The organism is Cellulosimicrobium sp. 72-3 (genome assembly GCF_013127315.1).
Taxonomy (GTDB): domain Bacteria; phylum Actinomycetota; class Actinomycetes; order Actinomycetales; family Cellulomonadaceae; genus Cellulosimicrobium; species Cellulosimicrobium funkei.
On the sequence record NZ_CP053419.1, the window covers coordinates 4023941 to 4049983 of the forward strand.

At 76.0% G+C, this 26043-nt stretch carries 26 protein-coding genes; 14 read left to right on the forward strand and 12 right to left on the reverse strand.

Annotated features, from left to right (window positions below):
- Positions 1–42: 42 nt before the first annotated feature.
- Together HKK73_RS17920 and HKK73_RS17925 are read right to left on the reverse strand one after the other, a co-directional pair.
- On the reverse strand, positions 43–519 hold the full coding sequence (locus HKK73_RS17920; RefSeq protein WP_137280952.1) for a hypothetical protein: 477 nt from the start codon (positions 517–519) through the stop codon (positions 43–45).
- 92 nt (positions 520–611) lie between these two features.
- Positions 612–1460, reverse strand: coding sequence for an endo alpha-1,4 polygalactosaminidase (locus HKK73_RS17925; RefSeq protein WP_043655852.1), 849 nt, complete (start codon positions 1458–1460; stop codon positions 612–614).
- A gap of 283 nt (positions 1461–1743) precedes the next feature.
- Between HKK73_RS17925 and HKK73_RS17930 the strand changes: the two genes are divergently transcribed.
- The 3 genes from HKK73_RS17930 to HKK73_RS17940 all read left to right on the forward strand — a co-directional run bounded on the left by HKK73_RS17930 (position 1744) and on the right by HKK73_RS17940 (position 3941).
- Positions 1744–2949: a beta-ketoacyl synthase gene (locus tag HKK73_RS17930; RefSeq protein WP_171468555.1), complete on the forward strand. Its 1206-nt coding sequence runs from the start codon at positions 1744–1746 to the stop codon at positions 2947–2949.
- A gap of 101 nt (positions 2950–3050) precedes the next feature.
- Positions 3051–3629, forward strand: a complete 579-nt coding sequence (locus tag HKK73_RS17935; protein ID WP_171468556.1) for an O-acetyl-ADP-ribose deacetylase — start codon at positions 3051–3053, stop codon at positions 3627–3629.
- A gap of 93 nt (positions 3630–3722) precedes the next feature.
- Positions 3723–3941, forward strand: coding sequence for a PspC domain-containing protein (locus tag HKK73_RS17940; protein WP_021482897.1), 219 nt, complete (start codon positions 3723–3725; stop codon positions 3939–3941).
- A gap of 48 nt (positions 3942–3989) precedes the next feature.
- On the opposite strand, the gene HKK73_RS17945 is transcribed toward HKK73_RS17940, so the two are convergent.
- The 3 genes from HKK73_RS17945 to HKK73_RS17955 all read right to left on the reverse strand — a co-directional run bounded on the left by HKK73_RS17945 (position 3990) and on the right by HKK73_RS17955 (position 6514).
- Complete coding sequence (locus HKK73_RS17945) at positions 3990–4838, reverse strand: ABC transporter permease (protein ID WP_043655843.1); 849 nt, start codon at positions 4836–4838, stop codon at positions 3990–3992.
- Entirely contained in the window at positions 4835–5803 is a 969-nt protein-coding gene (locus HKK73_RS17950) for an ABC transporter ATP-binding protein (protein ID WP_043655840.1), read from the reverse strand. The genes HKK73_RS17945 and HKK73_RS17950 overlap by 4 nt, the downstream gene beginning before the upstream one ends.
- A gap of 156 nt (positions 5804–5959) precedes the next feature.
- Entirely contained in the window at positions 5960–6514 is a 555-nt protein-coding gene (locus HKK73_RS17955) for a hypothetical protein (protein WP_043655837.1), read from the reverse strand.
- A gap of 1026 nt (positions 6515–7540) precedes the next feature.
- Between HKK73_RS17955 and HKK73_RS17960 the strand changes: the two genes are divergently transcribed.
- On the forward strand, positions 7541–9802 hold the full coding sequence (locus HKK73_RS17960; RefSeq protein ID WP_171468557.1) for a hypothetical protein: 2262 nt from the start codon (positions 7541–7543) through the stop codon (positions 9800–9802).
- 134 nt (positions 9803–9936) lie between these two features.
- Here HKK73_RS17960 and HKK73_RS17965 read toward each other — a convergent pair whose 3' ends face one another.
- From HKK73_RS17965 to HKK73_RS17975, 3 genes are all read right to left on the reverse strand, one after another.
- The gene (locus HKK73_RS17965; protein WP_137281267.1) at positions 9937–10617 is read right to left on the reverse strand and encodes a hypothetical protein; all 681 of its coding nucleotides are present in this window, start codon (positions 10615–10617) and stop codon (positions 9937–9939) included.
- Between the two features lie 71 nt (positions 10618–10688).
- Positions 10689–12407 carry a tetratricopeptide repeat protein gene (locus tag HKK73_RS17970; RefSeq protein ID WP_171468558.1) on the reverse strand — a complete coding sequence of 573 codons (1719 nt, stop codon included), beginning with the start codon at positions 12405–12407 and terminating at the stop codon, positions 10689–10691.
- 19 nt (positions 12408–12426) lie between these two features.
- Positions 12427–13875: a 26S protease regulatory subunit gene (locus tag HKK73_RS17975; RefSeq protein WP_144679506.1), complete on the reverse strand. Its 1449-nt coding sequence runs from the start codon at positions 13873–13875 to the stop codon at positions 12427–12429.
- Between the two features lie 160 nt (positions 13876–14035).
- Here HKK73_RS17975 and HKK73_RS19260 point away from each other — a divergent pair, with 160 nt between their 5' ends.
- The 4 genes from HKK73_RS19260 (at position 14036) to HKK73_RS17990 (ending at position 17066) form a co-directional block, all read left to right on the forward strand.
- Entirely contained in the window at positions 14036–14488 is a 453-nt protein-coding gene (locus HKK73_RS19260) for a hypothetical protein (protein WP_232322675.1), read from the forward strand.
- Positions 14485–14841, forward strand: a complete 357-nt coding sequence (locus HKK73_RS19265) for a transcriptional regulator (RefSeq protein WP_051028494.1) — start codon at positions 14485–14487, stop codon at positions 14839–14841. The genes HKK73_RS19260 and HKK73_RS19265 overlap by 4 nt, the downstream gene beginning before the upstream one ends.
- Before the next feature lie 86 nt (positions 14842–14927).
- Positions 14928–15566: a DNA-3-methyladenine glycosylase I gene (locus HKK73_RS17985; RefSeq protein ID WP_144722989.1), complete on the forward strand. Its 639-nt coding sequence runs from the start codon at positions 14928–14930 to the stop codon at positions 15564–15566.
- Positions 15567–15623: 57 nt separating this feature from the next.
- Positions 15624–17066: an L-serine ammonia-lyase gene (locus tag HKK73_RS17990; RefSeq protein WP_137281271.1), complete on the forward strand. Its 1443-nt coding sequence runs from the start codon at positions 15624–15626 to the stop codon at positions 17064–17066.
- A 12-nt stretch (positions 17067–17078) separates the two neighbouring features.
- On the opposite strand, the gene HKK73_RS17995 is transcribed toward HKK73_RS17990, so the two are convergent.
- Positions 17079–17621, reverse strand: coding sequence for a DapH/DapD/GlmU-related protein (locus HKK73_RS17995; protein WP_171468559.1), 543 nt, complete (start codon positions 17619–17621; stop codon positions 17079–17081).
- Between the two features lie 20 nt (positions 17622–17641).
- Positions 17642–18946 carry a glycosyltransferase gene (locus HKK73_RS18000; protein ID WP_171468560.1) on the reverse strand — a complete coding sequence of 435 codons (1305 nt, stop codon included), beginning with the start codon at positions 18944–18946 and terminating at the stop codon, positions 17642–17644.
- 153 nt (positions 18947–19099) lie between these two features.
- Between HKK73_RS18000 and HKK73_RS18005 the strand changes: the two genes are divergently transcribed.
- From HKK73_RS18005 to HKK73_RS18020, 4 genes are all read left to right on the forward strand, one after another.
- Entirely contained in the window at positions 19100–19750 is a 651-nt protein-coding gene (locus tag HKK73_RS18005) for a TetR/AcrR family transcriptional regulator (RefSeq protein ID WP_232322674.1), read from the forward strand.
- Between the two features lie 39 nt (positions 19751–19789).
- Positions 19790–20389, forward strand: coding sequence for a sulfite oxidase-like oxidoreductase (locus tag HKK73_RS18010; RefSeq protein ID WP_034654951.1), 600 nt, complete (start codon positions 19790–19792; stop codon positions 20387–20389).
- A complete protein-coding gene (locus HKK73_RS18015) occupies positions 20382–21242 on the forward strand; it encodes a ferredoxin reductase (protein ID WP_171468561.1) in 861 nt (286 codons plus the stop codon). The genes HKK73_RS18010 and HKK73_RS18015 overlap by 8 nt, the downstream gene beginning before the upstream one ends.
- 113 nt (positions 21243–21355) lie before the next feature.
- Positions 21356–22687, forward strand: coding sequence for a serpin family protein (locus HKK73_RS18020; protein WP_114553086.1), 1332 nt, complete (start codon positions 21356–21358; stop codon positions 22685–22687).
- Here the strand turns inward: HKK73_RS18020 and HKK73_RS18025 are convergent.
- Complete coding sequence (locus HKK73_RS18025) at positions 22656–23258, reverse strand: pyridoxamine 5'-phosphate oxidase family protein (protein ID WP_171468562.1); 603 nt, start codon at positions 23256–23258, stop codon at positions 22656–22658. The two genes, HKK73_RS18020 and HKK73_RS18025, sit on opposite strands and share 32 nt — an antisense overlap.
- 96 nt (positions 23259–23354) lie before the next feature.
- On the reverse strand, positions 23355–23813 hold the full coding sequence (locus HKK73_RS18030; protein WP_253705703.1) for a hypothetical protein: 459 nt from the start codon (positions 23811–23813) through the stop codon (positions 23355–23357).
- Between the two features lie 137 nt (positions 23814–23950).
- Between HKK73_RS18030 and HKK73_RS18035 the strand changes: the two genes are divergently transcribed.
- On the forward strand, positions 23951–25021 hold the full coding sequence (locus HKK73_RS18035) for an App1 family protein (protein ID WP_171468563.1): 1071 nt from the start codon (positions 23951–23953) through the stop codon (positions 25019–25021).
- Positions 25022–25087: 66 nt separating this feature from the next.
- Positions 25088–25945, forward strand: a complete 858-nt coding sequence (locus HKK73_RS18040; protein ID WP_171468564.1) for a hypothetical protein — start codon at positions 25088–25090, stop codon at positions 25943–25945.
- Positions 25946–26043: the final 98 nt, after the last annotated feature.

The following is a 26043-nucleotide window of genomic DNA, read 5'->3' on the forward strand; positions in this document are numbered from 1 at the left end:
TCGATCGCCGGCACGGCCTCGACGAGCAGACGGAGGGGCAGGCTAGAGCCTGGGGAAGTCGCGTACCTCTCGCCGAAGTCGGCGCCGTCGCACGCGCCAGAGAATCTCGGCGGTCTGCCGCTCCATCCAGATGCCGTCGCTGCGCTCGTCGGGCGAGTCGGGGGCGAGCACGAGCTGGCTCCGTGTCTGCGTCGAGCCGGCAAAGGTCAGGACGAGGCGGCTGGGTCCGCGGACCGCGGCGACCGCGGTGGCCAGCCGATCACGAAGCTCATCCGGCTTCTCGTCCTGCTCGTACTCGAACGTCACCCCGAAGTGGGAATCGAGCTGCAGCGCGAAGACCTCCTCGCCGCGGTGGACGAGCACGCGCGCGACACGCTCAGGCGCTCTGACCGGCCTCATCACGACGCAGAGGGCGTCGGACACGTCGTCGTCGAACTGCCACACAATGTCGTCGTAGCCGGCCATCAGCTCCGGGACGAGTGCCCGGAGAGCCGCCCCGGTCGGGGTCTGTGCGCTCACACCGGACAGTGCACCAGAGTGCCGGGGCGACCGCCACGGCTCGTCGGCCGCCTGCAGCCGACGCTGCCGGCCGACACTCGTCGACACCGCGGTCAGCACGACGCGTAGACGTAGCCCGGCTCGTCCGGGCCGACGAGATCGCGGTCGCGCAGGACGGTGAGCGGGGCGCGGTCGTCGCGGGCGCAGACGTCGTCGAAGGTCAGGCCGGCGTCGGCGAGCGCGTCGGGGTACTCGACCTGGAGCACGTGGTCGCCGTAGACGTCGGTGTACGCAGCGCACTCGTCGAAGACCGCGCACTCCTCGGTGACGGCGAGGTCGAAGCCGAGGTCGTCGTGCGCGACGGACGCGATCTCCGCCGCGTTCTTCTGCGCGACGGCGAGCCCGGCGTCGTGCGCGAGGTCGACGTACGCGCGGGCGAGGGCGTGGGCGCCGTCCTCGTCGACGGCGTCGAACCGCGTCCAGGTGTCGAGGTTGTCGAGCTCGACGGCGTCGAAGCCGGCGTCGGCGCAGCCCGTGACGACGGGCCCGAGGATCGCGAGGATGCCGTCGCGCTGCTCGGGCGTGGAGGGGTCGAGGACGTGCTCGTCCGGCCAGTCGGGGTCGACGACGAGCGTCCCGTCGGCGTCGTGCAGGAGCAGGTCCTCGTGGCCGTCGAGCCACCGGTCGGCCTCTCCGGGCTGGGTCTGGAAGCCGTTGACGTAGCAGACGGAGTACGCGCCCGGCAGCGGTGCGGCGGTCGCGTCCCGCACGACGACGTCCGGCCGCACGGGCCCGTCCCCCGCGTCGACCTCGTCGTACGCGGCGCCGAGCTGGTAGTCGAGCACGCCGTCCGTGGGCGGCAGGGCGGGCGTCTCCGCCCGGGCAGAGGCCGCGGGCGCCGGGGGCGCGGGGGCGGCGCACGACCCGGTCCCGACTACGACGACGCCCACGGCGACCGCCACCACGGCACGGTGCGCGCGCCGTCGGGCAGCAGGCCCTCGCGTCCCCGCACGGTGCACCGCCGCTCCCCCGCCCCTCGTCCCGCGGCCTCCCCGACGGCGGCCGCTGTGCCGACCGTACGCGGCCGGCGGGCGCTCGCGGCAGTCGCCCGCCGCTCCTGCCGGGATGTGGGCGTGCGCACCGTCACACCTGCGAGGGCGACAAAGGCCGTCGCGATGACTTGGAATAAGACCCATCGACCACACCCGTCGCCGTTCTCGGCGGCTCGGCTGCAAGGGGCACACCATGACACGAGTCGTCGTCAGCGGGTACGGGGCGGTGACCCCGGTCGGGCGCACCGCCCCCGACACGTGGGAGGCGCTGCTGCGCGGGGAGCCGGGCGTGCAGGCGATCGACGACGACTGGGCGGCCGAGCTGCCCGTGCGCATCGCCGCGCGCGTCGACGACGCCTTCGCCGAGGCGCTCTCCGTCCGGGAGCGGCGCCGCACCGACCGGGCGGAGCAGCTCACGCTCGTCGCGGGCCGGGAGGCGTGGGCGTCCGCCGGGTCGCCCGACGTCGACCCGACGCGTCTCGCCGTCGTCGTCGGCTCCGCGAACGGCGGGATCGCGACGACGCTCGACCAGTCGCGCGTCCTGCACGAGCAGGGCCACCGGCGCGTCTCCCCGCACACCGTGACGATGCTCATGGCCAACGGCCCGGCCGCGTGGCTGTCGATCGACCTCGGCGCCAAGGCCGGCGCGCGCGCCCCGATCAGCGCGTGCGCGGCGGGCTCGGAGGCGATCACGATGGGCCGCGAGATGATCCTCGCCGGCTCGGCAGACGTCGTCGTGTGCGGGGGCGTCGAGGCGGGCGTCCAGCCGTTCTCGCTCGCGGCCTTCGCCGCGGCCCGCGCGATGTCGACCCGCAACGACGAGCCGGAGCGCGCGTCCCGGCCCTTCGACGTGGACCGGGACGGGTTCGTCATGGGCGAGGGCTCGACGCTCCTCGTGCTCGAGCGCGAGGACCACGCCCGGGCCCGCGGGGCGGTCGTGCACGGCGTCGTCTCCGGTGCGGCCCTGACGTCGGACGCGTTCGACATCGTCGGCGGCGACCCCGAGAACCAGGCCCGCACCATCACGATGGCGCTGCGCTCGGCGGGCCTCGCCCCCGAGGACGTCGGGCTCGTCCACGCGCATGCGACGGCGACCCCCGTCGGGGACGTCAACGAGGCGGACGCGCTGCGCGCCGCCCTCGGGATGCCGCCGCCCGTCACGAGCACGAAGGGCGCGACGGGCCACCTCCTCGGCGCGTCGGGCGCGCTGGGCGTCCTCGTCGCGCTCCTCGCCCTGCGCGACGGCCGCGTGCCGCCCACGCTCAACGTCGACACGCTCGACCCCGCGATCGACCTCGACGTCGTCCGGGAGGCGGCCACGACGTCGGCCCGGCACGCGCTCGTCGACGCGTTCGGGTTCGGCGGTCACAGCTCGAGCGTCGTGGTCTCGCGCGACTGACCGGGGTCGCCGAGCACGAGGTCGCCGTCGGGAAGGCGGCCAGGACGCCACGGACCCCGTGGTCGACGGCGAGCAACCCCGTCCCCGGGCACGATGGAGCGATGGACCTCGACGCACGCCTCGCCGACATCACGACGCTCGACGTCGACGCGATCGTCAACGCCGCGAACTCGTCCCTCCTGGGCGGCGGCGGGGTGGACGGCGCGATCCACGCCGCGGCCGGGCCGCGGCTCCTGGAGGAGTGCCGTCGGCTCCGGCGCACGACCCTCCCCGACGGCCTGCCCGTGGGCGACGCCGTCGCCACCGACGCCTACGACCTCCCCGCCCGCTGGGTCGTGCACACCGTCGGGCCGAACCGCTACCGCGGCGAGACGGACCCCGCGCTCCTCGCGTCGTGCTTCGCCCGCTCGCTCGACGTCGCGGACGACCTCGGCGCCACGACCGTCGCCTTCCCCGCGATCAGCGCGGGCGCGTACGGCTGGGACGTCGAGGAGGTCGCCCGCGTGGCGGTGGACGCCGTCCGCGGCTGGTCCGTACCCGACCTCTTCGACGAGCCCGCCGACCCGGCGGCAGCCCGGGACCGGGACGGATCGCGCCCCGGGCCGGGCGTCGAGGCCGTGACGTTCGCCCTCGCGACGCCGCGGGCGCTCGCGGCGTTCCAGGCCGCCCTCGCCCTCTGAGCCCCGACCCTCGGGGTCACCGCCCCGAGGATCAGGGTCGGGTCGGGGGACCTCCGGATACCGGGGTGCCCGGGACGCTCGTACCGTCGAGGCATGAGCACCTCAGACGCCTCCACCGCCGCGTACCGCCCGACGCTGTCCCGACCGCGCCACGGCCGGATGATCGCCGGCGTGTGCGCCGGGATCGCCCGCCGGTTCGGCTGGGACCCGACCGTCGTCCGCATCGTCGCCGCGGTCTCGATCCTGCTCCCGGGCCCCCAGGTCATCGCGTACCTGGTCCTGTGGGCCCTCATGCCGAACGACCGCGACTGACCCCGGCCGACGCCGGTCAGCCGCGACGCCGGTCGGACGCGACGCCGGTCAGACGTCGCGACGCCGCAGGAGCAGGGCCGCCACGGCGAGCGGCACCACGGTCCAGACCCCCAGGGCGAGGGCCGCGGCACCGGGCGTCAGGACCTCGACCCGGCCGGCGTCCGCCGCGGTGACGGCCATCATGGCGGTGCCGAGGTTCATGGGCAGGAACCGGACGACGTCCTGGACCCCGTCGTGGGGCACGAACTCCGTGATCATCGGCACCACGAAGAGCAGCGTGGCGAGCGTGAAGATGGTGCCCGCCGGGTGCCGCAGGATCGCCCCCACCGCGACGGCCAGGACCGCGACGCACGTGAGGTAGCCCGCGCACGCGAGCAGCACCCGCTGCACGACCCGGTCGCCCAGGTCGGGCACGAGGTCGTTGCCCGCCAGCAGGGGCGCGGTCACCAGGTAGGACGCGGCGAGCCCGACGACCGCCACGACGAGCGACGCCGCCGCCACGACGACGACCTTGGCCCAGTACGCCGGGAGCCGTGCGGGGACGGCGCTGAAGGTCGACCGGATCATGCCCGTGGAGTACTCGGTGGTCATGCTCAGCGCACCCAGCACCGCGAGCGCGAGCTGCGCGAAGATGTAGCCGAGCACGAGCGTCTGCACCGTCGAGACGCTGCCGAGCGCGCCCGCCTCCTCGGGCCGGGTGGCGGCGAAGTTCAGGGACGCGGCCATGACGACGCCGAACAGCATCATGACGACCACGGTCGAGCCCATCGTCCACCAGGTGGAGCGCACGGAGCGGAACTTGACCCATTCCGACCGCAGCACGCGGCCGAACGAGAGGCGGGCCGTCGTGCGGAGGGTCGTCGCGGGAGCCGGGGCGGAGAACGTGGCCGTGGTCATCGTCGGGCACCTTCGAGAGCGGTGGGACGAACCGTGTCGTCGGGGTCGGCCGCGGCGGCCGCGGGCTCGGCGCGGTACTCGACCGCGTCGACGGTGAGCCGCATGTACGCCTCCTCGAGCGTGGACGTCTCCGGCGTGAGCTCGTGGAGCACGACGCCCGACGCCGCGGCGAGCTCGCCGATCCCCGGCGCCTCGGCACCCTCCACCTGGAGCAGGCCGGGTTCGTCCGAGGTGACCGTCGCGCCGTCCTGCGTCAACAGCTCGGCGAGCCGCGTGGCGTGCGGGGTGCGGACCCGGACGCTGCGCCGGGTGCCGCCGTCGACGACGTCCTCGACGGCGGCGTCCGCCAGGATGCGGCCCTTGCCGATGACGATGATGTGGTCGGCGGTGAGGGCGACCTCGCTCATGAGGTGGCTCGACAGGAAGACGGTGCGGCCCTCGGAGGCGAGGTAGCGCGCGAGGTTGCGCACCCACAGCACGCCCTCGGGGTCCAGGCCGTTGACGGGCTCGTCCAGGATGAGGGTCTTGGGGTCGCCCAGCAGCGCTGACGCGATGCCCAGGCGCTGGCCCATGCCGAGGGAGAAGCCGCCCACCCGCTTCTTGGCGACCGGCTGCAGGCCGGTCATCTCGATGACCTCGTCCACGCGCTGGGTCGGGATGCCGTGCGTGGCGGCCATCGCGAGCAGGTGGTTGTAGGCCGAGCGGCCGGTGTGCACGGCCTTGGCGTCCAGCAGCGCGCCGACCTCGGTCAGCGGTGAGCGGTGCTGGGCGTAGGGGCGCCCGTTGACGGTGACGGTCCCGGCGGTGGGGCGGTCCAGGCCCATGATCATGCGCATGGTCGTGGACTTGCCCGCGCCGTTGGGGCCCAGGAAGCCGGTCACGGTCCCAGGACGCACGGTGAACGAGACGCCGTCCACCGCGGTCTTGGGCCCGTACCTCTTGGTCAGGCCGCGTGCTTCGATCATGCTCCCCCCTCGGGGTCGGTGACGATGACGCCACCGAACCTAGGGAGACCCGGGTGCCGGGCGATGCCCTCTCCTGGCCGATCTTCCGTCGGCACGTACACCGCTCGGGCGAAGCCCCCGTCCGCCGTTCGACCGACCCCTTGGCGGGAGGGAGCCTCAGTCGAGCTCGACGACGACGGCGCCGGACGGGTCACGCAGCACGGTGCCCTCGACCCTCACGGTGACCTCCAGCGGGCCCTGCGGCCATCGAGCACTCTCCGTGTACGGGGCGGACGCGCGCACCTCCTCGCCGGCCACGAGGGAGAGCGGCTCCGCCTGGGCCCAGACGGCGGACGCCACGTCCACCCCTGCGTACCCGCGGAAGATCCCGTCCGTGACGCTCTGCGGGCAGGCGTCGCCCGTGAGCCCGGCGGCGGTGCACGAGGCGAGCAGCTCGTCGATGCGCGCCTCGGCCTCGGTGGCCACCTCGGCGCGGAGCACCGGGTCGACGTGCAGCATCTGCGAGCGCAGCTCCGCTCCCGGAGGAGGCTGGATCGCGTCCGGGTCCACGGGGAACTCCACCGTGAACGGCTCGCTGTCGCCGCCGTCGGGATCGATCGTCGTGAGGTCCTGCGGCCCGGCGAGCTCGAGGTCGTAGATCCCGGGAAGCAGCCGCAGGGGCCCCGACGTCGCGAGGTCGAACGCGCCCGACCCCTCGACCACGATCTCCACCGGGACGCCCGGATGGACGACCGGGAGCCCGTGGTCGGACCAGAGCGACCCTCGGCTCCCTTCCGACGGTCTCCGTGCTGACCACGAGGGTGCGCGTCTCCTCCTCGCCGTCGAGCCGGTACTCGACGTCCACCGAGGACTCCGGGCCGGACCCGGTCACGGAGGTGACGCGGGCCTCGACGGGGCGCACCGCCTCGGCGTAGACCGCGTCGTCGAGCGCGACCGGGCTGAGGACCGACGGATCGCTCAGCAGCTCGCCCGCTCCCGTGGCGTCGCCGTCGACGAGGCGGTCGAAGAAGGTGGTGACCACCTGCTCCGCAGCCCTCTCCTCGGAGCTCTGGAACGAGCACCCCGCCACCGCCAGCGGGACGACCGCGGTCGTCAGGCCGGCGGCCCACCTCGCCGCGCGTGACGACGCCCTCACCGGATCACCGCTCCTGCTCGCGGGCGGGCTTCGGAGCCGTCGACGGTGGTCCCGGGCTCGGCGTCGGTCTTCCACGCCCTGCCCGGGAAGGACGACACGCCGGTCGGCGCACTGCACTCCATGCTGTTCCTCTTCCCCTTCTGCCCTACCCTCGCTCCGCCCCGGTCCCAGCAGCCGTCCGGAGCGTCACCGTCGAGCCGCGCTGGTCGGGCGCGTCGTCAAGCACCGCCCTACCTTCGCCGATGAGCGCCGAGATCGCCTCGGGAGCGGCGCGGCTCCCGCTCCGGACGGCAGCGCTCGAGCTCGTCTCCGGCGCCCCGGACGGGCGGCCGTTGCTCCGAGCGACGGACTCGCGCACGGAGTACCTGATACTTCGGGCCCGTGACCGAATTGTGACGGCGAAAGTACCTAGTACTCGCTGTCCGTGGTGTCCGGGGCGTTGCTAGCGTCGCTGGGGATCTACCTGCTACTCCACGTCCCGCCAACGGTGGCGGGCGCACCGGCGCACTCCCGCGCCGAGCAGACCGGTACCCGCCTCTCCCGCAGCTCTCCCCTCGTGCCGACCGCCCCGCGACGACGCCGGGCGTGAGGAAGGACGACAGATGACGCAGCACGCTCTCCGACCGTCACGCACGCACACGGTCCTCACCTCCGTCGCGCTCGCCGTGCTGGCCCTCGCGGTCGCCGGCCTGGTCGCGTTCCTCCTCGTGTACAACGGCAAGGTCGCCGACGGCGCGACCCGCCTCGACGACGGCGCCGCCGAGCTCGACGCGGGCGCCGCGACCCTCGCCGACGGCACGACCGAGGCCCAGGCCGGCGCGCAGCGTCTCGCCGACGGCGCGGGCGACCTCGAGGCGGGTGCGGGCGACCTGTCCGCCGGGGCGCGGAAGGCGTCCGACGGCGCCACCCAGCTCGCCACGGGCGGCGCCACCGCGCTGGACGGCGCGACCGAGCTCGCCGCCGGGGCGGACGAGCTCAACGCCGGGGCGGCACGCCTCGCCGCCGGGGCGGGCGACGCCGCGAGCGGCGCGGCCCGGCTCGCCGCGGGCAGCAAGGACCTCGACTCCGGGGCGGCACGCCTCGCCGCGGGGAACGCCCGTGCCGCCGACGGCGCGTCCCAGATCGCGGCGGGTGCGGGCACCCTGAAGGACGGCGCGGCCGAGCTCTTCGCCGGGAACGCGACGGCCGCGCAGGGTGCCGGGCTGCTCGCCGAGGGCACCTCGGCGCTCGCCACCGGCGCGTCCGACCTCGCCGACGGCACGGCACGGCTCGCCGTCGGGGCGAGCACCGTCGCGGACGGCGCGTCGACGGTCACCACGGGCCTCACCGGCGCCGCGTCCGGCGCGCGCGATCTCGCGACCGGGGCGAGCAGCGTCTCGGCGGGCGCGTCGACCCTGCGCGACGGCGTCGCCGCCACCGCCCGGGGCGCCGGCTCGCTCGCACCGGGCGCGGCGACGGTCGCGGCGGGCGCCGAGCAGCTGTCCGCCGGAGCGAGCTCGTTGCAGGCCGGCACGGCGCTCCTGGCGCCGGGCGCGCAGCAGGTCGCGGCGGCGTCCGCCCAGCTCCGGGACGGCGCGACCGGACTCGCGGCGGGACTGTCCACGGCTCGCGACGGCGCCGTCCGCCTGGCCGACGGGACGCGTTCCGTGGCCGAGGGCGCCGACCAGGTCCACGCGGGAGCGGACTCCCTCGCCGCACAGCTCCAGGGGCTGGCCGCGGCGACCGACGACCCGGCCCTCAAGGCGAGGCTCGACGCGCTCGCGGGTGCGGCGGGCTCGGTGCGCGACGGTGCGGCGAGGGTCGACGCCGGCGCAGGAGGGCTCGTCGCCGGCGCGTCCGCCCTGCGCGACGGGCTCGCGGGCGACTCCGGCGCCGCGGCGGGAGCGGCCCGGCTCGAGGCGGGTCTTCGGGACCTCAGCACCGGAGCCGCACGGGTGTCCACCGGCGCCCAGGAGGCGGACGCGGGCGCGACGCGGCTCGCGGAGGGCGCGGCCGGGCTCGCCACCGGCGCCGCCGCAGTCTCCGGCGGGGCACAGAGCCTCGCCGCCGGGACGGCGCAGCTCTCCGGAGGGGCCGACGCTCTCGCTGCTGGCGCGAGCACGGTCTCGGCCGGCAACGCCTCGCTCGCCGGGGCGACCCGCGCCCTCGCCGACGGCGCCGCGAAGGTGTCGGGCGGCGCGACGACCTTGGCCGCCGGGAACGCGGCGTCGGCAGACGGCGCCGCCCGTCTCGCCGCCGGGAACACCGACGCGGCCGACGCCTCGGCAGCGCTCGCCGAGGGCACGGCTCGCCTGGCCGACGGCGCCTCGCGGGTCGCTGGCGGCAACGCCCAGCTCGCCACCAAGACCTCCGAGCTCGCCGCAGGCGCGTCGGAGCTCGCGTCCGGCGCCGCCGACCTCAAGGCCGGGACGGCGAAGGCCGCGACCGGCGCGAGCGACCTCTCCGCCGGCACGGTGCGGCTGCGCACGGGCGCGGGCGACCTGTTCGGCGGGACCACGCGGCTGGAGGACGGGACGCTGCGCCTGCAGAACGGGCTCACGACCCTCTCGACGGGCGCGACGACCCTCGCCGCGGGCAACGCGGCGCTGGCCGAGGGCTCCGCGACGCTGCACGCCGGCACGACGACCCTGGCCGACGGCGCGTCCGACCTGCACGACGGCAGCACCCGCATCGCCGACGGCGCGGCCGCGCTCGCGGACGGCACGGGCACCCTCTCCGACGGCACGACGGAGCTCAAGGACAGCGTCGAGAACAGCCCCGTCGGACGGGTGTCGCTCGGCATGTCGGCGCTGGTCGGCGGGTCCGTGCTCGCGGGCGTCGCGGGCGTCGGGCTCGGGCTGCGCCGTCGGCTCGCGGCGGTCTGACGGACCGGCGCGCACGGCCGGGCGGCGTCCTCGCCGCCCGGCCCTCGGCTCGGGGGCGGCCTCACGTCGACGGTGCCGCCCTCGCGGGCGGCGGTCCCGGTGGACAGGACTCCGGGGTCGCCGCCCTTCTCTCGCTACCGGGCTGCAGGCCCGCCGCCACGGCGCGCGGCCGCGTAGCCGCGAGCGCGCAGCGCGTCCTCCCAGCCGTACGTGCCGAGGTGGCGCGGCGCGTGACCGGTGGGGTCGAAACGGACCTCGGGGTCGTCGCCGTCGTGCGCGGAACCCGTCTCGGGGCCGTGCAGCTCGATCGCGCCGAACCGGTGCCAGGCGCCGAGCGGGGTCGCCTCCAGCACCTCGAGCACCGGCGTGCCGACGACCCGCGCCGCGTCGTGGTCCGGCCGCAGGGCGAGCACGCGGGGACCGTGCGGCGACCGCAGCGGCATGAGCGTCGACAGCCAGCCGCCCAGCAGCGCGCGGCGCGGCACGAGGAGGAAGCGCGTGAGCCGCCCCCTCCCCGAGGAGGCGAACAGGACGTCCTGGGGCGCGCCGTCGTCGGTCCAGCGCACGGCGATCCCGACGACGTCCGGGAGCCCGCGCGGGAGGCCTGCCCCGAGGGACACGCGCACCGTGACGGGCGTGCGGCCCTGCGGGACGCTCGCCGCGCCCGCCTCGTCCTCCGCGACGACGAGCGTGCCGCGGAGGAGCACCCCGCGCGCGTGCATCGGGCGGCCGCCGCGCACGCGCGCGACCGTGCCGGTCACGGCCGCGAGCGCCGCGCCGACGGGTCGAGAGAGCGTCTCCACGAGTCCTGCCACGCGGCCACGGTCGCACCGCCCCGGGTCACCCGCACGGCCGCGGGCTCGTCACCCGCCCGGGGTGCCGGGGATCAGGGGGTCTGCTGCCCCGTGGAGCCCGGCGCCTGGAGATCCGAGAGATCCGGGAGATCCGGCACGTCGAACGTGGGGACGTCGATCGTCGGGACGTCGAGCTCGCCCATCCGCTCCTGGAGCTCCTCCTGGCGGACCCGGTCGTTCTCCTGGAGGCACGCGAGGCGCGCGGCGGGGCGCCCGGTGCACTCCTGCACCGCCGAGCCCGGGTCGCGCGTGGCACGCTCCTCCTGGACGTAGCGGCCGTCGGCGTCGTGCTCGTCGGGGGCGACGGGCAGCGCGGCGAGCGCGGCCGCCTCGGCGAGCAGCAGCAGGACCGTGGCGAGGACGAGGACGGCGCCGCCCAGCCCCGCGCGGACCGCGGCGGCCGTGCTCACGGGCGGGCGCTCGTCGGACACCGCGCGCTGCCGGGCCGCGACGCGCCACGCGGCCCACGTCCCGACGACGAGCGGCAGCACGTACGCCACCGCGGCGAGGGCCGCCACGGGCCGGGCGTCCTCGCGCGCGACCGCGCCCGGGCCGATGCTCCCGACGACGACCGCGACGATCCCGAGGACGACGGCACGGCGCACGACGGCGCCCCGCAGGCTCGCGCGCAGGGCCGCGATCCGCACGGCTCCCGCCGTCCCGGCCGGCAGGTAGCCGAGCTCGCGCGCCTGCGTGAACATCGCCGCGTGCAGGACGGCCGAGGTGACGGTCACCAGGGCGAGCACCGTCCCGAGCCCGACGAGGAACCAGCGGACGGCGACGGCGTCGCGCACGACGTAGAGCAGGGCGAGGCCCGCGAGGACGCCCGCCCACCCGACGGCGATCGCCACGACGGTGCCGCCGCGGAACGGGGTCCGGCGCAGGGTGCGGCGCAGCAGCCCGCGCGGGACCTGGAGCAGGACGGGCAGGACGCGCAGCGCGGTCACGCCCGTCCACAGGAGCACGACGACCCCCCAGACCGGCACGCTGCCCACGTGGGCGTCGCTCATCGCGAAGGCGACGACGAGGGCGACCGCCCCGACGAGCAGGACCGGCATCTCGACGAGCCGCAGCACCTGCTGCCACACGCTGAGGTGCAGCAGGTACCCGGCCTCGGCGTGCTCGGGGTTCATGGCGAGGACGCCGCTGTACCCCTGGGCGCTGCGGCTCGCGTCGAGCGCGAGGGCCGCGTCGAGGTAGAGGAGGTCCTCGTGCTCCGGCGCAACGGCGAGCCCCTGCCGCACGAGGGCGCGCGCCCGGTCGTCGTCCCCGAGGCGCGACCAGAGCCGGGCCGCCTGCGCGAGCCGGTCCGGGGCCTCGGGGGCGAGCTCGAGCGCCGAGGCGATGCGCTCGCGCGCGAGCCGCCGGTCGGCGCCGCGCACGCGCCCCGAGAGGAGGGCGTCGGCGAGCTGGAGGTGGTACCGCGCGTCGTCGGGGTCGAGCTCGAGCGCGCGGCGTGCGGCGTCGCGCGCGCCCGGGACGTCACCGGTGTTCTGGCGCGCGACCGACAGCAGGTAGAGCGCGCCGTCGGCCGCGGGCTGGGCGGCGACCACCTGCTCCAGGAGGGGCAGCGCGTCGGCGGAGCGCTGGAGGTGCAGCCGCACCCACGCGGCGGCGAGGAGGAGCCGCGGGTCGTCGGGGACGGTCGCGAGCGCCTCGTCGACCTCGTCGAGCGCGCGCTCGGGCCGCCCCATCTGGACGAGCATCTCGACGCGCGCGCCGACGGCGCGCGGGTCGGTGGTCGTGGTCACCGTCGGCTGCCTCGCCCTCTCAGAGCATGCGCCGCGCGCGCAGGTACGCGGCGAGCTCGTCGTAGCGGCCGTCGTTGTTCGCGAACGTCACGACGTTGCGCGCGGACTGGAGCCACGCCGTCGTGGACGGCCGCACGTCCGCGAGCGCCGACTCCATGTCGGCCATCGTGACGGGTCGCACCTGGCCGGACGCGATCGAGTCCATCATCGCCTTCTCGGCTGCCGTGGCCGCCAGGTGCTCCAGGTCCGCGCCGGAGAACCCTTCGGTGCGCCGCACGACGGCGCCCAGGTCGATCCCGGCGACGGGCCGCCCCGCGAGGTGGTGGCGCAGGATGGCCTCGCGCGCGGGCTCGTCGGGCGGCAGGACGAGCACGACGCGGTCGAACCGGCCCGGGCGCAGGAGCGCGGTGTCGACGTCCCACGGGTGATTGGTCGCGCCGAGCACGAACAGGCCGTCGTTGTCGGAGCCGATGCCGTCCATCTCCTGGAGGAGCTGGTTGACGACCGTCCGCATGCCCGACGAGCCGGAGTACTGCGCGCGCCTGCCGCCGATCGCGTCGACCTCGTCGAGGAACAGGACGGCCGGCGCGAGCTGCCGCGCCCGCTGGAACAGGGCGTGGAGGTTCTGCTCGCTCTCCCCGATGTACTTGTCGAGGATGTCCGCGAGCGTCACCGTGAGGAACCGCGCGCCGAGCTCGCCCGCGACCGCGCGCGCCATGTACGTCTTGCCGGTGCCGGGCGGCCCGTAGAGCAGCAGGCCGCCGCGCAGCGACTTGCCGAACGCCTGCGCGATGGCCTGGTGGCGCATCGGCTCCAAGAAGGCCTCGCGGATGCGCTTCTTCACCGGCTCCAGTCCGCCGACGTCCGCGAGCGTCACCGTCTCGCGCGAGACCTCGAGCAGGCCCGACCCGTCGTCGGGAGCGTCGTCGCGCGCAGGCACGAGGAACGGCTGCCCGCCCCCGGGTGCGGGGGCGGTGTGGCCCTGCTCGGGTGCCGGGCTCGGGTCGGCGGGGGCGGGGCCCGTGGGGCCGACCGCAGGCTCCTCGACGAAGGGCGGCGGGACGCGCACGTCGAGCTCGTCCTCCAGCCGGTCCCAGTCGATGCCCGACGCCGGGCTCCCCGGCCCGGCGGGAGCGCCCTGCCCTGGGTGGTCCGGCGGCGCCGGGTGGTCGGACGGCGCAGGGTCGCCGGACGGCGCAGGGTCGCCGGACGGCGCGGGGTCCCCCGGCGCCTGCCCGGGCGCGGCGCCCGCCGGTCGCGACGCCGCCGCGGCGGACGCGGCCGCCTCCTGCACGAGCCGCAGCGCCTCGCCGTCGGCGGGGTCGATCCGCAGCCCGGCGCTCGCCTGCTCGAGCGCCTCGACGGGACGCCCCGCGGCGAGCAGGAGGCTCGCGTAGTGCACGCGCAGGGGCGCGCTCGTGGGCGCTGCCGCGACGGCGGCGGCGAGCGCGGCCAGGGCGTCGGACATGGGTGCTCCTCGGGGACGGCGTTCGGGACGACGGCGTCGTGCGGCCCGGGGCGGGGCACGGCCGGGACCAGTGTGCACGGGACCGGTGACGTGCACGATAGGGAGAGGTCCCCATGGAAACCACTTGCCATGATGGAAAGTAGATGCTTCGATGGCATCCATGAGCACCGACGACACGACCCGCACCGCACCCCTCGACGCGGCAGCCGCTCTCGACCGTGCCGACCGCCTCGCCGGCGCCACCCGGGCGCGCGGGTGGCGGTGGGTCCGGCTCTACCTGACGGGGTGGGCCGTCGCGAGCGTCGGGCTGGTGCTCGCGATCGGGCTGGGCGGCCGCGTCGGCTTCGTCGTCGGCATGGCGGCCTGGGTCGCGATCGTCACCGTCGGCGCCACGTGGGCGGGGCGGCAGGGCGCCCTGGCCGTCGGCACGCGACGCCGGATCGCCGTCGGCGCCGTGTCCTGGGCCGTGGTCTACGGGGCCGTGCTCGTCGCCGGGCTGGTGGTGTGGCCCGGCTCCGTGGCGTATTGGGTGCCCGCGGCTTTCGTGAGCGCCGTCCCGCTGCTCGTCGCGGCGTGGCGGCCCGCCCCGCGGGACGCGGCGGTGACGGCGTGACGACGCACCGTCCCACCGCGGGCGACGGCTCCGCCGTCGACCACCACCCGCGCCACACGCTCGACGAGGTGATCCACTCCCCCGTGCGCCTCTCCGTCGTCGCCGCGCTCTCGGGCGTCGAGAAGGCGGACTTCCGGACCCTGCGCGACACCATCGAGCTGTCCGACTCGACCCTGTCGAAGCAGCTCACGGTGCTCGAGGACGCCGGGTACGTCGAGATCAGCAAGGAGCGTGCCGGACGACGCACGCGCACCTGGGTGCGCCTCACGCCCACCGGCGCCGCCGCCCTGCGCGCGCACCTCGACGCGCTGCGCGCGATCGCGGAGGTCGCGCTGCCCCCGGCCGACGCCTGACCACAGGTTCCTCGGCGCGCGCGTCCGGACGCGCGCCGTCCACAGGGGCCGCGTGACTGTCGGCGGGAAGCGGCAGAGTGGGGCGCATGACGACCGAGAACGACGCGTCCACCCCGCTCGCCGTGCCCGACGACGCGCCGCCCGCGCCGCGCCCCGGCGCCCGCTGCTTCGGCGACGGCGACCCGCTCTACGAGGAGTACCACGACACCGAGTGGGGGGTGCCGGTGCACGGGGACACCGCGCTGTTCGAGCGCCTGGTCCTCGAGGGCTTCCAGTCCGGGCTGTCCTGGATCACGGTGCTGCGGAAGCGACCGGCCTTCCGCGAGGTGTTCGCGGGGTTCAACCCCGAGGCGGTCGCGGCGTTCGACGAGCCCGACGTCGAGCGGCTCCTGACGGACGCCCGCATCATCCGCAACCGCCAGAAGATCACGGCGACGATCGACAACGCGCGGGCGCTCCTCGCCCTCCAGGCCGGCGGCGGCTCGCTCGACGAGCTGGTGTGGTCGTTCGCGCCGCCCGCGCGCTCCGGCCGGCCCGCCACGTGGGGCGACGTCCCGAGCACGAGCCCGGAGTCGGTCGCCCTGTCGAAGGCGCTCAAGAAGCACGGCTTCCGGTTCGTCGGGCCCACGACGGCGTACGCGGCCATGCAGGCGTGCGGCCTGGTGGACGACCACCTCGCGACCTGCCCGGTCGCCATGAGCCGTCCCGCGCCCACGCGCTCGTGACCAATTCGCTATAGCAAAATCCGCCCGCATCGTGGACGAGGTGCGACCATGGTGGGCATGAGCGCCTACGTCTCGGTCCTCGACCTGTTCTCCGTCGGCGTCGGCCCGTCGAGCTCGCACACCGTCGGGCCGATGCGCGCGGCGAAGGCGTTCGTCACGACCCTGGCCGCGGACGACACGCTCGGCACCGTGGCCGGGCTGCGGGTCGTGCTGTGCGGCTCGCTCGGCGCGACGGGCGTCGGCCACGGGACGCCGGACGCCGTCGTCGCGGGGCTGCTCGGCCTCGACCCCGAGACGTGCGACCCGGCGCGCGTGCCCGGGTCGTGGGAGAAGCTCGGCGACGGCGCGCCCGTCACGCTCCTGGGCCGCCACCGCATCACCATGACCAGCGACGACGTGCGCCTAGCGCCGCTGACGCGCATGCCCGGTCACCCCAACGGGATGCGCTTCACCGCGCTCGACGCCGACGGCACGACGGTCGCCGAGGAGGCGTACTACTCCGTCGGCGGCGGGTTCGTCCTCACCGCGGCCGAGCTCGAGGCAGCGGCCGCGAACGAGGCCGCCCAGGTCGGGGCCGAGCTCGCGGGCGAGGCGATCGACCCGCGGACCGAGCCGGCCGGCGTGCCGTTCCCGTTCGCCAACGCGGCCGAGCTCCTCGCGGTGTGCGAGCGCGAGCGGACGTCCATCGCCGCGGTCGCGTGGGCCAACGAGACCGCCCTGCGCCCGGTCGCCGAGGTCGAGGCGGGCGTCGACCGCATCTGGGACACGATGAGCGCGTGCGTCGACGCCGGGCTGGAGCGCGACGGCGTCCTGCCCGGGCGGCTCAAGGTCCGGCGTCGGGCCCGCGCGCAGCGCGAGCGCCTCGAGCTGGCCGACGAGCGCGGCGCCGACACGACGATCGAGTGGCTCCAAGCCTTCGCGATGGCCGTCAACGAGGAGAACGCCGACGGGCGGCGCGTCGTGACCGCCCCGACGAACGGCGCTGCCGGGATCATCCCGGCCGTCGGGCGGCACTTCCTGCGCACGCACCCGGACGTCGCCGCCGACCCGGCCCGCCGTCGTCGGGCGATGCGCACGTACCTGCTCACCGCCGCCGCCATCGGCGCGCTGTACAAGCGCAACGCGTCCATCTCCGGCGCGGAGGCCGGGTGCCAGGGGGAGGTCGGTTCGGCCTGCTCCATGGCCGCCGGCGCCGTCTGCGCGGTGCTCGGCGGCACGCCCGCCCAGGTCGAGAACGCGGCCGAGATCGCGATGGAGCACAACCTCGGCCTCACGTGCGACCCCGTCGGGGGGCTCGTCCAGGTCCCGTGCATCGAGCGCAACGCCATCGCCGCGTGCACCGCCGTCTCCGCCGCGCGCCTCGCGCTCCAGGGCGACGGCTCGCACGTCGTCTCGCTGGACACCGTCATCGAGACCATGCGCCAGACGGGCGTCGACATGTCGACCAAGTACAAGGAGACCTCGACGGGCGGCCTTGCGGTCAACGTGGTCGAGTGCTGAGCCGGCGGCCCCTCACCAGGTGCGGCGGACGTCCGCCCGCGGCCCGGTCACGAGGCTGCGCGGCGGGACGTCGTCGGTGACGACGGCGCCCGCGGCGACGACGGCGTCGCGACCGATGGCCACGCCGGGCAGGATGGTCGCGCCCGCGCCGATCCACACGTTCTCGTGGACGTCGATCGGGCCGCCGGTGAGCCAGACCTTGCGGTCGTCGGTGTCGACGGGGTGCCCGACGGTGATGAACGTGACCCGCGGCGCGACCAGCACACCGTCGGCGAGCCGGATGCCGGCGTAGTCGAGGAACGTGCAGTTCTGGTTGACGAAGACCCGCTCACCGAGGTCGAGGTGCAGACCGTGGTCGGTGAAGAACGGCGGGTAGATCGTCGTGCGCGGGGGCAGCGGTCGCCCGAGGATCTGCTCGAGGAGCCGCGCCTTGCCGTCCTCGTCGTCGAACGGGAGCACGTTGAGCCGCGAGGTGAGCGCGGTCGCCTCCAGCACACGCTCGGACATGGCGCGGAACTCGGGACCGTGGATGCGCATGAGCAGGTCGCTGGGCATCCCCCGATCCTCCTCCCCCGTCAGCGTGCGGCACGGGGTGCGGCGCGCCGGGCGACGACCTCCTCCACGACCGCGACGACGCCGTCCTCCCCCGGCGCGACGGCGATGCGCTCGCCGAGGCGCGCGGCGGCCCGGGTGTACGCGGGGTCGTCGAGCAGGCGGCGCACCGCGCGTCGTATCTGGGCGGGTCGCGGCGTGCTGGTCCGCAGCCGTACGCCCGTCCCGGTCCACGCGACGCGGGCCGCGACCTCCGCCTTGTCCTCCGTCTTCCCGGCGACGACGACGGGCACGCCGTGCCGCAGCGCGTGGTGCACGCCGCCGTAGCCGCCGTTCGTCACGAGGACCGACGTGCGCGGGAGCAGCGCGTCGTACGGGAGGTACTCGGCGGCGCGCGCGTTGGCGGGCAGCGTGCCGAGCGTCTCGACGGGCCGCCCGCCGGTGGCGGCGACGACGAGCACGTCCTCGTCCGCGAGCGCGCGCAGGGTCGGGACGAGGAGCTGGTGCGGGTCCTCGTTCGCGACCGTGCCCTGCGTGACGTGGACGACGGGGCGGCGCGTGCCGAGGTCGTCCCACCAGGCGGGGAGGTCGCCGTGCGCGGCGGCGGGTCGCGGCGGGCCGACGAACCGGACGGGCGTGACGACGTCGGGCCGCGGGTACTCGAGCTCGGGGACGGTGAGCTGCACGACGGCGTCCGCGTCGGCGGGCCAGCCCAGGAAGAAGGTGTCGCTGGGGGTGGCGCCGGTCGCGCGCACCATCTCCTGCGCGGCGCGCTGCGGCGCGGCGAACGCGACCCCCTCGACGAACCGGTGCAGCGCTCGGTTGCGCAGCACCCCGAGCGGCCCGCGCGCGGGCAGCACGCCGAGGCCGAACGGTGCGGTGAGGTCGCTCTTCAGCCCGAGCGGGAAGATGCCCAGCGCGAGCACGGGAGGGCGCCGGTCGGCCGGGGTGGCGACGAGCGCCATCGCGCCGAGGAACAGGGGCTCGACGAGCACGACGTCGGCCGGGCGCGCGGAGAGGGCGTCGACGACGGCGCGGTGCTGCGCGGCGCCCGGCCGGACGAAGATCTCGAGCATGTCGTGCCGGATCGCGTCGAGACCGGTGCGGCCCGCGCGGCCCGGGAAGGCGGCCGCGAGGTCGCGGTCGTCGAAGTCGGCGGCGGCGGGCAGCGGCACGTGCTCGGCGCCGGCCGCCTCCACGGCCGCGGCGAAGCGTGCGCCGGTGAGAAACCGGACCTCGTGGCCGTGCGCGACGAGCGCGCGCGTGACCGCGAGCAGCGGGGTGACGTGAGCGTGCACGGGGGTGGAGCAGAGCAGGACGGTGGCCATCGGTGTGCCTCTCTCGGGCGGCGCGGGACGCGCCGGTCGGACGGGAAGGGCGCGGGGACCGGGCCGTCCGCGCGAGGACGCCGAGGGGGAGGCGGCGTGTGAGAAGATCGGTAACCGTTAGGAGTATTCATCACCCTAGAGGGGTAGTCAATAGTGGTCCCCCGCGCCTACACGTCCGACCTCCGCGCCGAGCAGGCCGCGCGCACCCGCGAGCGCGTCGTGCGCGCGGCGGCCGAGGAGCTCGCCGAGCGCGGCTACGAGCGCACGACCCTCGCGCGCGTCGCCGAGCGGGCGGGCGTGTCGCTCGAGACCGTCAAGGCGCACGGGCCCAAGCGCGCCCTGCTCCTCGCGGCCTTCGAGGTGACGTTCGCGGGGTCCGAGGGTCAGGAGTCGCTCGCCGCTCGGCCCGAGGGCCGCGCCGTCGCCGGGACCACCGACCCCGAGGCCTTCCTCGACGGGCTCGTCGCGCTCGTGGCGGCGGCGAACGAACGCGTCGCGGCCCTGTGGTCGGCGTTCACGTCGGCGGCCCGCTCCGACGAGGCCGTCGCCGTCGAGCTCGCGGCGCTCCTCGACCGCCGTCGCGCGGACCTGCGCGCGAGCGTCGACGTGCTCGCGGACCACGGGTTCCGGCTGCGCGCGCCGCGGGACGAGGCCGCCGAGACCCTGTCCTACCTCCTCGCGCCGGAGGGCTGGACGCACTTCGCGGCCGGTGCGGGCTGGTCGCGCGAGCGGTACCGCGCGTGGCTGCGCGACGCCGTCGTGCGACTCGTCGCCGCACCGCCGCCAGGCGACGCGGACGCCTGACCCCTGGCGCGGCCTGGCGGGCCGCGCCTACCGTGAGCCATGAGCACCCTCACCCCCGGCTTCCAGGGCCGGCCACGCCCGCAGGGCGTGGCGCTCCCGCCGGGCCAGTACGTCGAGACCGGGTTCCCCGTGCTCTCGGCAGGGCCCACACCGCGCGTCGACACCGCGACCTGGCGCTTCGACGTCACCACCGAGACCGGCGCGACCCGCTCCTGGTCGTGGGCCGAGCTCCTGGCGCTCCCCCAGGACGAGCCGACCGTCGACATCCACTGCGTCACCCGCTGGTCGAAGTTCGGCACGTCCTGGCGCGGCGTCTCGCTCGACACGCTCCTCGGCGAGGTCGAGTCCACGGCCGACTTCGCGATGGTCGGCTGCTACGGCGGCTACACGACGAACCTCCCGGTCGCCGAGCTGCTCGGCGGCAAGGCGTGGGTCGTGCACACGTTCGACGGCGCCCCGCTGCACCCCGTGCACGGCGGCCCCGCGCGGCTCCTCGTGCCGCACCTGTACTTCTGGAAGTCGGCGAAGTGGGTCAACAGCATCACCCTCATGCCCATGGACCGCCAGGGCTTCTGGGAGCGGCTCGGCTACCACGACCTCGGCGACCCGTGGCGCGAGCAGAGGTACCAGGGTGACTGAGGCGCCCGTCCGCCTCGGCGCGCGGTACGCGACGCCGTCGCGCTGGCAGGTCGCGACGCTCGTCGACGCGTGGGCCGAGAGCCCGTCCGCGCGGACGCTCGTCCTCGAGGTCCCCGCGTGGCCCGGCCACCTCGCCGGCCAGCACGTCGACCTGCGCCTCACCGCGCCCGACGGCTACACCGCCGAGCGCAGCTACTCGATCGGCAGCGCCGCGACGCGCACCCCCCTGCCCGACGACGACCCCTCCCCGGGCGGTCCGCCCGCCGTCCCGCGGGACGGCACGGTGCCCGACGGCGGCGCCCCCGCGCGCGTCGAGGTCACCGTCCAGCGGGTCCCCGGCGGCGAGGTCTCGACCTACCTCACCGACGTGTTCGCGGTGGGCAACGCGATCGAGCTGCGCGGGCCGGTCGGCGGGTGGTTCGTCTGGTCGCCGGAGCGCGACGCCGGGACGCCCGTGCTGCTCGCGGCCGGCGGCTCGGGCCTCGTCCCGCTCATGGCGATGCTCCGCACCCGGCGCGACGCCGGCGACCGCACGCCGTTCCGGCTCGTGTACTCGGTGCGCCGCCCCGAGGACGCGCTGTACGTCGACGACCTCGACCGCCTCGCCGCCGCGCACGACGGGCTCGACGTCCACGTCGTCCACACCCGGTCGACCCCGCTCGGCTCGATGCGCGGGCCCGGTCGCCTCGAGCGGCGCGAGCTCGCCGCGTGGGGCTGGCCGCCCGAGATCGAGCCCGCGTGCTTCGTGTGCGGGCCGACGGGGTTCGTCGAGGCCGTCGCACGGCAGCTCGTGGCGCTGGGCCACGACCCGGCGCGGATCAAGACCGAGCGCTTCGGGCCCGCGGTCGACTGACCGCGACGGGGCACGTCAGAGCCGCAGCGGTACCGCTGCGCAAGGATCGCGCTCCCGCCGACACAGTCGGAGAGAGGGCGGCGAGCGCGCCGCCCCCGACGGCCGGGGGATCGATGACGACGACGACCGCAGGACCGCACCGGGAGCCGAGCCCGCCGCGGCGCACGCTGACCGCCCTGGCGACGACGGCAGCGCTGGCCGCGCTCACGGCGTGCGCGGGCGGCGCGCCGGCGGACCCGGGCCTGCCCGTCGCCACCGCCGACACCGCGCGGGACGTCGTGCGCGTGGCCGACGCCGGTGCCACGCCGCGCGTGGTCGACGCGACCGAGCGGCTCGGCCTGACGATGCTCGCCGCGGCACCGCCCGAGGGGAACGTGGTGGTGTCGCCCGCGAGCGCCGTGGTCGCGCTCTCGATGCTGGCCGAGGGCGCGCGGGGCGACATAGCGCTCGCCCTCGACGACGCGCTCGGCGCGTCCGGCCAGGAGCGGACGGACGCGGTCAACGCCCTCCTCGCATCGCTCGACGCCTACGACGGCGACCCGGCGCAGGTCCGGGCGGACGAGCTGCCGGAGAAGCCGCTCGTGCACGTCGCGAACCAGATCGTGCTCGACGACGAGGCCGAGGTCCACGAGCCCTACCTCGAGTCGCTCGCGTCCGGGTACGGCGCCGGGGTGCTGCACACGGACCTCGGGACGTCGTCGGGCATCGTGCCGCTCAGCGAGTGGGTCCGGTTCCACACCGGCGGGCTGATCGAGGAGAGCGCCATCGAGCCCGACATCTACCTGCGCCTCGTGCTCCAGAACGCGGTCCTGTTCGCCGCCCGGTGGGAGGCACCGTTCGACGTGGGCGACACGGCGCCCTCGCCCTTCACGCTCCGGGGCGGCGACACGGTGGACGTGGAGTCGCTGCGGCTCACGGAGACGTGGGCGTACGCCGAGGACGACGGGTGGCGCGCGGTCCGGCTGCCGTACGTCGAGGGGTTCCACGCCGACGTCGTGCTGCCGCCCGAGGGAGTCGATCCGGCGTCCGTCACGCCGGAGCAGCTCCTCGCGCTGCGGGAAGCGCTGGCCGCGGCACCCGGGCAGACGGTCGCGCTGACCCTGCCGACGCTCGACGTCCCCGCCGACGACCCGCTGGACTTCCGGCCCGCGCTCTCCGCCGCCGGGCTGGGCGGGCTCCTCGACTCGGTCACGCCGCCGAACCTCCGCGGCATCAGCGACGACAAGCTCTACGTCTCGCAGGCTTGGCAGCAGGCGCTCCTCCAGGTCGACGCCGAGGGCACCGTCGCGGCGGCCGTCACCGAGATCGGTGTGGCCGAGGACGCGGCGTCTGGCGTGGCGGAGAGCATCTCCTTCCGCGTGGACCGGCCCTACGTCTTCTCGGTGTCCGCCGACGACACCGGCTGGCCGCTCTTCACCGCGGCGATCCGGGATCCTCGCCACTGACGGCGTGCACCGCCTGGCCGTCGCTCGCGTCGAACCGCCACCGCATCGCCGCGTGCTCGGACGTGCGCTCGTACGCGAACACGACCTCGGGCCGCACGGCGAAGACGAGCGCCGGGTCGCCGTCGTGGAGGAACACGCCGTCCCCGACGTCGAACGCCCAGTCGTCGCCGTACTTGCAGCGCCACCGCTCGGCGAGGCGGCGGAGCGCCGCGTCCTCGGTGACGCGCGCGGCGGTGCCCTCGACGACGACGTCGAGCGCGTCCTCGTAGGCGTTCGTCCCGGTCGTGAGGACGACGCGCGCGTTCTCGGCCAGGTTGCGGGCCTTGCGCTCGTCCGGCCCGGTGGTCACGTGGAGGGAGCCGTCGGCGACGACCGTCATGAGCGGTGTGACGTGCGGGCGCCCGTCGGGGCGCACGGTCGAGATCCACGAGATCTCGGCCCGTTCGAGCACGTCGCGCACCGTCTCCCACGGGACGGGACGCGCGCCGGGAGAGCTGAACCCGGGGACGAGCGTCCCCTCCGGTGCGTCGGGGGCGGCGGGTCGGGCGACAGGCTGGTCGGCCGTGGTCATCGAGGTTCCTCTCGTCGGTCCTGCCCCCTGGGACCGACGAGCGCGCCCGGACTCATCGGTGGCGCGGCCCGCGGTCCTGCGCCGACCGGCAGGACGTCACCGCACGTCGTCGGGGCCGGCCTCGTGGCCAGGACGGCCCACCGTGCGCCGGTCCTGCTTCATCCGGGCCTCGAAGAGGTGCCGCGCGCCGTCCGCGAGCTCGTCGCGCGCGGCGCGCTCGTGCTCGCGAAACGCCGACCAGTAGCCGTCGTCGTACTCCTCGACGAGCTGGAACGTCCAGCGGCCGGGGACGACGTTGCGTCCCACGAGGTCCGCCTCGATCCGGTCCGCGACCTCCGCGTGCCCCGCCTCGCGCAGCTTCTCGACCGCCTCGCCGAGCGCGAGGTCCGCCTCCCCGGTGAGCTGGTGGAACGTGTAGAGGTGCCCGCGCGCGCGTTCCGTCGTCTCGAGCGCCTCGCTCAGGGCACCGAGCGCGTCGACGGTCGCGTCGCTCACGCCGTCGGGCACGGGACGGCCCGGCAGGTCGGCGGGGTTCCGGGAGGTCTCGTCGCTCACGCGGCCACGCTAGGCACGCTCCGTCGGGCCCGCACGCGCTCGTCGGCGACCGACGCCCCCGAGCGACACCCCGCGCTCGTGGGCAGGCTGTGACAGGGTTGACCCGCCACCCCCGACCGAGGACAGCGCCGCGAGCCATGCCACAGACCGCACCCGTACCGACCGTCACGAGCGAGCCCACCCCGAGCCAGCGCCCCCACCGGGCCGCGCGGCTCGAGGACCGGTGGCGCGCCGTCGTCTCCCGCTTCCAGAAGGCCCGCGGGTGGCGCCCGCGCGTCGAGCCCTTTGCCGGCTACGGGAGCCCGCGCCGGGTGCGCGTGCTGGGCCGGGTGCTGCTCGCGAGCCCCGCGTTCGACCCGGCGCTGCACGAGCGCGAGTCCGCGGACCGCCGCGGCTGGCGGTACTTCTTCACCGCCCCGGCGCCGCGCGAGGAGGTCCGCGTGCGGGTGGGCAGCACGACGGTCGACCTCGTGTCCGACCGCGGCGGCTACCTCGACCGAGTGATCGACGTCGACCTCGCGCCGGGCTGGCACGACGTCTCGTTCCGCACCTCGGCGGGCGCGACGGCGACCGGCCGGGTGTTCGTCGTGGCCGACGGGCGCCGGCTCGGCGTCGTCTCGGACATCGACGACACCGCGATGGTGACGGCCGTCCCGCGCCCGTTCATCGCGGCGTGGAACACGTTCGTGCGGCACTCGAGCGCCCGCGTGCCGGTGCCGGGCATGGCGGCGCTGTACCGCGGCATCGCGACGTCGCGGCCCGGCACCCCGTTCGTCTACGTGTCGACGGGCGCGTGGAACACCGCCGCCAACCTGCGACGCTTCCTCCAGCGCCACGACTTCCCGCCCGGCCCGCTGCTGCTCACCGACTGGGGGCCCACCAACACGGGCTGGTTCCGCAGCGGCCCGGAGCACAAGGACACGTCGCTCGACCGGCTGTTCCGCGAGCTGCCCGACGTCGACTGGCTGCTGATCGGCGACGACGGCCAGCACGACCCCGACATCTACGCGCGCGCCGCACGGCGCCACCCGGGCCACGTCGCGGCCGTCGCGATCCGCGAGCTGACGCCCGCGCAGCAGGTCCTCGCGCACGGCTCGCCGCTGCCCGCGCCCGGCAGCCTGCCGGGCGACGTCGGGGGCGTCCCGACGGCGCACGGGCCCGACGGCGACGCGCTCACCCGCTCGCTCGCCCAGGTCCTGCGTCGCTGAGACCGGTGCCGTCGGTCCTCCGCGGTTCCGGATGCCGCGCCCCGGCGGGAGTGGTTGCCTGAGGACATGACCACGCCCGGAGGCCCGTTCCCCACGCCCGACCCCGAGCCCGCGCCGACGCGCCGCACGTGGCCGTGGATCGTCGTCACGGTCGTCGCGGTGCTGGTGATCGCGCTCGTCGTGTGGCTGGTCAACCGCCCGACCGACGAGGGCCCCGCCGTCGAGACGCCCGCGCCGTCGACCAGCGCTCCCGCGAGCCCGTCCCCCACCGACGCGGCGTCGCCCACCGACGGCGCCTCGACCCCCGCCGCCGAGGGGTGCCCCGCGACCGGCGACGGCGTCCCCGCCGGGGCGGGCACGCACGAGATCGTCGACGTCGACGGCGACGGCCGCCCGGACACGGCGTGGCTCACCGGCGGCGCGGACCGCACGTTCGGCATCACGACGGCGTCGGGCGCCACGTTCTCCGCACCTGTCGAGTCGGCGAGCCCGCAGCCGGCGAGCGCGATCGTCCAGCTCGTCGCGGCGGGGGACGGGACCGCGCCGATCGCGCTCGTCGACACCGGCCGCGAGGTCCTGCTGCTCTCGGCCGCCGACTGCGCCCTGACGCCGACGCGGAACGCGCAGGACGAGCCCTACACGTTCGACAAGGGATTCACGGGCTTCGGCACGGGTGTCGGCTGCACCGAGGTCGACGGCACGCTCCGCCTCGCGGGCCTGGACGCCGTGCCCGACGACGGCTCCACCTTCACGGTGTCGCGCACCTTCGTCGACCTCGACACGGGCGCGAAGGTCGCGACGAACGGCGAGGAGGAGACGGTCGCCCAGGACGCCGCCGCGGACGACCCGGTCGTCACGACGGCGCAGGAGACGAGCTGCGGCGACCTCGTGGCCGGCCAGGACGGCCCGGTCGAGCCGCAGTAGCCCCGCCGAGCCGCAGCAGCCCCGTCGAGCACGACCTTGCTGTCGTCACCAGGCCGATGCCGACAACAAGGTCGTGCTCGACGGGGAGCAGGCTCGGG

Coding starts and splice junctions, on each gene's coding strand:
- HKK73_RS18040 (WP_171468564.1), top strand. CDS start 25,088: ATGACCACGCCCGGAGGCCCGTTCCCCACGCCCGACCCCGAGCCCGCG.
- HKK73_RS17935 (WP_171468556.1), top strand. CDS start 3,051: ATGGACCTCGACGCACGCCTCGCCGACATCACGACGCTCGACGTCGAC.
- HKK73_RS17990 (WP_137281271.1), top strand. CDS start 15,624: ATGAGCGCCTACGTCTCGGTCCTCGACCTGTTCTCCGTCGGCGTCGGC.
- HKK73_RS17985 (WP_144722989.1), top strand. CDS start 14,928: ATGACGACCGAGAACGACGCGTCCACCCCGCTCGCCGTGCCCGACGAC.
- HKK73_RS17930 (WP_171468555.1), top strand. CDS start 1,744: ATGACACGAGTCGTCGTCAGCGGGTACGGGGCGGTGACCCCGGTCGGG.
- HKK73_RS17950 (WP_043655840.1), bottom strand. CDS start 5,803: ATGATCGAAGCACGCGGCCTGACCAAGAGGTACGGGCCCAAGACCGCG.
- HKK73_RS19260 (WP_232322675.1), top strand. CDS start 14,036: ATGAGCACCGACGACACGACCCGCACCGCACCCCTCGACGCGGCAGCC.
- HKK73_RS18020 (WP_114553086.1), top strand. CDS start 21,356: ATGACGACGACGACCGCAGGACCGCACCGGGAGCCGAGCCCGCCGCGG.
- HKK73_RS17975 (WP_144679506.1), bottom strand. CDS start 13,875: ATGTCCGACGCCCTGGCCGCGCTCGCCGCCGCCGTCGCGGCAGCGCCC.
- HKK73_RS17960 (WP_171468557.1), top strand. CDS start 7,541: ATGACGCAGCACGCTCTCCGACCGTCACGCACGCACACGGTCCTCACC.
- HKK73_RS17995 (WP_171468559.1), bottom strand. CDS start 17,621: ATGCCCAGCGACCTGCTCATGCGCATCCACGGTCCCGAGTTCCGCGCC.
- HKK73_RS18010 (WP_034654951.1), top strand. CDS start 19,790: ATGAGCACCCTCACCCCCGGCTTCCAGGGCCGGCCACGCCCGCAGGGC.
- HKK73_RS18000 (WP_171468560.1), bottom strand. CDS start 18,946: ATGGCCACCGTCCTGCTCTGCTCCACCCCCGTGCACGCTCACGTCACC.
- HKK73_RS18025 (WP_171468562.1), bottom strand. CDS start 23,258: ATGACCACGGCCGACCAGCCTGTCGCCCGACCCGCCGCCCCCGACGCA.
- HKK73_RS18035 (WP_171468563.1), top strand. CDS start 23,951: ATGCCACAGACCGCACCCGTACCGACCGTCACGAGCGAGCCCACCCCG.
- HKK73_RS17940 (WP_021482897.1), top strand. CDS start 3,723: ATGAGCACCTCAGACGCCTCCACCGCCGCGTACCGCCCGACGCTGTCC.
- HKK73_RS17945 (WP_043655843.1), bottom strand. CDS start 4,838: ATGACCACGGCCACGTTCTCCGCCCCGGCTCCCGCGACGACCCTCCGC.